The following is a 5,722-nucleotide window of genomic DNA, read 5'->3' as shown; positions in this document are numbered from 1 at the left end:
GTCTATGGTTTTTTCGACGGAGAGTTTGATCCTGGCTCAGGACGAACGCTGGCGGCGTGCTTAACACATGCAAGTCGAACGGTGAACCCCTTCGGGGGGGATCAGTGGCGAACGGGTGAGTAACACGTGAGCAACCTGCCCCTGGCTCTGGGACAACCACTGGAAACGGTGGCTAATACCGGATACGACTCGCTCGGGCATCCGATGCGGGTGGAAAGTTTTTCGGCTGGGGATGGGCTCGCGGCCTATCAGCTTGTTGGTGGGGTGATGGCCCACCAAGGCGACGACGGGTAGCCGGCCTGAGAGGGCGACCGGCCACACTGGGACTGAGACACGGCCCAGACTCCTACGGGAGGCAGCAGTGGGGAATATTGCACAATGGGCGCAAGCCTGATGCAGCGACGCCGCGTGAGGGATGACGGCCTTCGGGTTGTAAACCTCTTTCAGCAGGGAAGAAGCCGCACTCCGGTGCGGTGACGGTACCTGCAGAAGAAGCACCGGCTAACTACGTGCCAGCAGCCGCGGTAATACGTAGGGTGCAAGCGTTGTCCGGAATTATTGGGCGTAAAGAGCTCGTAGGCGGTGTGTCGCGTCTGCTGTGAAAACTCAGGGCTCAACTCTGAGCTTGCAGTGGGTACGGGCACACTTGAGTGCGGTAGGGGAGACTGGAATTCCTGGTGTAGCGGTGAAATGCGCAGATATCAGGAGGAACACCGGTGGCGAAGGCGGGTCTCTGGGCCGTAACTGACGCTGAGGAGCGAAAGCATGGGGAGCGAACAGGATTAGATACCCTGGTAGTCCATGCCGTAAACGTTGGGCGCTAGGTGTGGGGTCCATTCCACGGACTCCGTGCCGCAGCTAACGCATTAAGCGCCCCGCCTGGGGAGTACGGCCGCAAGGCTAAAACTCAAAGGAATTGACGGGGGCCCGCACAAGCGGCGGAGCATGCGGATTAATTCGATGCAACGCGAAGAACCTTACCAAGGCTTGACATGCGCGGTGGCGCTCCAGAGATGGAGCTTCATTTAGTTGGTCGCGCACAGGTGGTGCATGGTTGTCGTCAGCTCGTGTCGTGAGATGTTGGGTTAAGTCCCGCAACGAGCGCAACCCTCGTTCCATGTTGCCAGCAATTCGGTTGGGGACTCATGGGAGACTGCCGGGGTCAACTCGGAGGAAGGTGGGGATGACGTCAAATCATCATGCCCCTTATGTCTTGGGCTTCACGCATGCTACAATGGCCAGTACAGAGGGCTGCGATACCGTGAGGTGGAGCGAATCCCAAAAAGCTGGTCTCAGTTCGGATCGGGGTCTGCAACTCGACCCCGTGAAGTCGGAGTCGCTAGTAATCGCAGATCAGCAACGCTGCGGTGAATACGTTCCCGGGCCTTGTACACACCGCCCGTCACGTCATGAAAGTCGGTAACACCCGAAGCCGGTGGCCCAACCCGTAAGGGGGGGAGCTGTCGAAGGTGGGACTGGCGATTGGGACGAAGTCGTAACAAGGTAGCCGTACCGGAAGGTGCGGCTGGATCACCTCCTTTCTAAGGAGCATCAGCCCACCGCGTTCTTGCAGGTTCGTCCTGGAGGGGTGTGGTGGGGTGGGCCGGTTTCTGCGGCGAGCGTTCGCAGGCCGGTGCTCGAGGGTGGAACATCAACACGGTGCTCATCGTCTGATCGGTGGCTAGTACGGCTGCGCCTTCTCCCGGCAACGGGGTGGGTGGGGTCTGGAACGCCGGGACCGGTTCTGGTGGTGGGCACCTGGCGCACTGTTGGGTCCTGAGGGACCGGGCACTGCTCTTCACTCCTTCTCCTGGTGGGTCTTCGGGCCGGCCGGCGCGGGGGTGCGGGGGGTGGGGTTCGTCTCTTGGTCAGGCCGTCTCGTGCGGGTCACATCGGTCGGGGTTCTCCCGGTGTCTGGTGCCCGTGGTGTGCGAGGTGGTGTCTGGTTGTTGTTTGAGAACTGCACAGTGGACGCGAGCATTGCATTGACAATGACTGTGACTGGTTTCTTGTCGTGGTGCTTCGTCGAGTAGATTTTTTCTGTGTCTTTGTGGTTAGGGTTCTTCGCTTGGCCCTGCCGCACGGGCTTCCGCGCCGCGTGGTGCTCTCTGCTTGCTGCTTGTGCTGGTGTGCTTCCTTCGGGGTGCTGCCGGTGGGAGTGGTGGGGTGGGGGGTGCCGCGGGTGGTGGGTGCTGGTGTGTGGTGGTGGCAAGTGTGTAAGGGCGCATGGTGGATGCCTTGGCATCAGGAGCCGATGAAGGACGTGGGAGCCTGCGATAAGCCTCGGGGAGTTGGCAACCGAACGGTGATCCGAGGGTGTCCGAATGGGGAAACCCGGCCGTCGTCATGGGCGGTCACCCGCACCTGAATGTATAGGGTGCGTGGAGGGAACGTGGGGAAGTGAAACATCTCAGTACCCACAGGAAGAGAAAACAACAGTGATTCCGTGAGTAGTGGCGAGCGAAAGCGGATGAGGCTAAACCGTTTCCGTGTGCGATACCTGGTAGGGGTTGCACGGGCGGGGTTGTGGGAGTGTGCTGGAGGCGGCTACCGACGCCTCGGACAGTGAGAAAGTCGTGGCATAGCCGAAGGATCTGGGAAGGTCCGGCGCAGTGGGTGAGACCCCCGTAGGCGAAATGCTGCGGCCTGTCTGGGCGCACCTCCCGAGTAGCACGGGGCTCGTGGAATCTCGTGTGAATCTGCCAGGACCACCTGGTAAGCCTAAATACTTCCTGATGACCGATAGCGGACCAGTACCGTGAGGGAAGGGTGAAAAGCACCCCGGGAGGGGAGTGAAATAGTACCTGAAACCGTGTGCCTACAATCCGTCGGAGCAGGCTTTGCACCTGTGACGGCGTGCCTTTTGAAGAATGAGCCTGCGAGTTAGTGGTACGTGGCGAGGTTAACCCGTGTGGGGAAGCCGTAGCGAAAGCGAGTCCGAACAGGGCGTTTCAGTCGCGTGCTCTAGACCCGAAGCGGAGTGATCTACCCATGGCCAGGTTGAAGCGCGGGTAAGACCGCGTGGAGGACCGAACCCACCAGGGTTGAAAACCTGGGGGATGAGCTGTGGGTAGGGGTGAAAGGCCAATCAAACTCCGTGATAGCTGGTTCTCCCCGAAATGCATTTAGGTGCAGCGTCGCGTGTTTCTTGCCGGAGGTAGAGCTACTGGATGGCCGATGGGCCCCACCGGGTTACTGACGTCAGCCAAACTCCGAATGCCGGTAAGTGAGAGCGTGGCAGTGAGACTGCGGGGGATAAGCTTCGTAGTCGAGAGGGAAACAGCCCAGATCATCAGCTAAGGCCCCTAAGCGTGTGCTAAGTGGGAAAGGATGTGGAGTCGCGCAGACAACCAGGAGGTTGGCTTAGAAGCAGCCACCCTTGAAAGAGTGCGTAATAGCTCACTGGTCAAGTGATTCCGCGCCGACAATGTAGCGGGGCTCAAGTACACCGCCGAAGCTGTGGCATTCACATGTGGACCTCTGATCGGTGACGTGATCCTTTGGGTCGCGGGTGCCGGTGGGCAGGTGTGTGGATGGGTAGGGGAGCGTCGTGTGCGGGGTGAAGCGGCCGAGTGATCGTGTCGTGGACTGCACACGAGTGAGAATGCAGGCATGAGTAGCGAATGACGGGTGAGAAACCCGTCCGCCGATTGACCAAGGGTTCCAGGGCCAGGTTCATCCGCCCTGGGTAAGTCGGGACCTAAGGCGAGGCCGACAGGCGTAGTCGATGGACAACGGGTTGATATTCCCGTACCGGCGTAGAACCGCCCATGCTGAATCCGGTGATGCTAAGCACCCAAAGCCGGTCGTTGCCTTCGGGCGCGGCTCGGTGGAGCGTGTGGCCCGATCCGGTAGTAGGCAAGCGTATTAACAGGGGTGACGCAGGAGGGTAGCTTCCGCGTGGCGATGGTTGTCCACGTCCAAGGGTGTAGGGCGAGGTGTAGGCAAATCCGCACCTCATGCAGCCTGAGACCCGATGGTGACCCCGTATGGGGGAAGCAGGGTGATCCCATGCTGTCTAGAAAAGCCTCGGCGCGAGGTTCGAGCCGCCCGTACCCTAAACCGACTCAGGTGGTCAGGTAGAGAATACCGAGGCGATCGAGTGAATCGTGGTTAAGGAACTCGGCAAAATGCCCCCGTAACTTCGGGAGAAGGGGGGCCTGAGGGGTGAAGCCGCTTGCCGGCTAGCTCTTGAGGGCCGCAGAGACCAGGGGGAAGCGACTGTTTACTAAAAACACAGGTCCGTGCGAAGTCGCAAGACGATGTATACGGACTGACGCCTGCCCGGTGCTGGAACGTTAAGGGGACCGGTTACCGCACCTCGTGTGCGGGACGCTGAGAACTTAAGCGCCAGTAAACGGCGGTGGTAACTATAACCATCCTAAGGTAGCGAAATTCCTTGTCGGGTAAGTTCCGACCTGCACGAATGGCGTAACGACTTCCCCGCTGTCTCAACCGCGAACTCGGCGAAATTGCACTACGAGTAAAGATGCTCGTTACGCGCAGCAGGACGGAAAGACCCCGGGACCTTCACTATAGCTTGGTATTGGTGTTCGGAACGGCTTGTGTAGGATAGGTGGGAGACTGTGAAGCGGTCACGCTAGTGGTCGTGGAGTCGACGTTGAAATACCACTCTGGTCGTTCTGGATGTCTAACTTCGGTCCGTGATCCGGATCAGGGACAGTGCCTGGTGGGTAGTTTAACTGGGGCGGTTGCCTCCTAAAGAGTAACGGAGGCGCCCAAAGGTTCCCTCAGCCTGGTTGGCAATCAGGTGTCGAGTGTAAGTGCACAAGGGAGCTTGACTGTGAGACAGACATGTCGAGCAGGGACGAAAGTCGGGACTAGTGATCCGGCCGTGGAGTGTGGAATCGCGGTCGCTCAACGGATAAAAGGTACCCCGGGGATAACAGGCTGATCTTGCCCAAGAGTCCATATCGACGGCATGGTTTGGCACCTCGATGTCGGCTCGTCGCATCCTGGGGCTGGAGTAGGTCCCAAGGGTTGGGCTGTTCGCCCATTAAAGCGGTACGCGAGCTGGGTTTAGAACGTCGTGAGACAGTTCGGTCCCTATCCGCTGCGCGCGTGGGAAACTTGAGAAGGGCTGTCCCTAGTACGAGAGGACCGGGACGGACGAACCTCTGGTGTGCCAGTTGTTCCGCCAGGAGCATGGCTGGTTGGCTACGTTCGGAAGGGATAACCGCTGAAGGCATCTAAGCGGGAAGCCTGCTTCGAGATGAGGTTTCCGTGCCCCTTTTGGGGTGAGAGGCTCCCTGCAGACTACAGGGTTGATAGGCCGGGTGTGGAAGCAACGACGCAAGAGTTGTGGAGCTGACCGGTACTAATAAGCCGATCACTTGTTACCAGCGCACACCAGTTCCCATCATGGGGTGGGGTGTGGTGGGCTCGAGTGGGGAACGGTTGACGAGTCAAGGACACGGGAGAGGTCTTCGTGGCGAAGTGGTCACGACGAGAAAACAGTCGAATCGGTCGAAGTGTTGATGGGTTAGTTGTTGTCAGTGCGTGTGTGTGCGTCCGCTGTGCGGTTCTCAGGCCGCAACCTGTGTTGTGGATCCTGGCCCTCGTGGTCCGGTGGTCATAGCGGTGGGGAAACGCCCGGTCACATTCCGAACCCGGAAGCTAAGCCCACCAGCGCCGATGGTACTGCTCGGGAGACTGGGTGGGAGAGTAGGACACCGCCGGCCACTCACTTCTGGTGAGACGG

General features: G+C 59.5%; 3 rRNA genes. All 3 read left to right on the top strand.

From position 1 onward, the window contains the following. Positions 1-13 precede the first annotated feature (13 nt). Positions 14-1,541, top strand: a 16S ribosomal RNA gene (locus ACRYR7_RS23830). A gap of 665 nt (positions 1,542-2,206) precedes the next feature. Beyond that, a 23S ribosomal RNA gene (locus ACRYR7_RS23825) occupies positions 2,207-5,362 on the top strand. 223 nt (positions 5,363-5,585) lie between these two features. Further along, positions 5,586-5,702, top strand: a 5S ribosomal RNA gene (rrf, locus tag ACRYR7_RS23820). Together the 16S, 23S and 5S rRNA genes form the textbook arrangement of a ribosomal RNA operon. Positions 5,703-5,722 lie beyond the last annotated feature (20 nt).

The organism is Kineococcus gurbantunggutensis (genome assembly GCF_050871925.1).
GTDB lineage: Bacteria > Actinomycetota > Actinomycetes > Actinomycetales > Kineococcaceae > Kineococcus.
The sequence above is the reverse complement of the archived record's forward strand: the minus strand, read 5'-3'. Positions and strand labels throughout refer to the sequence as shown.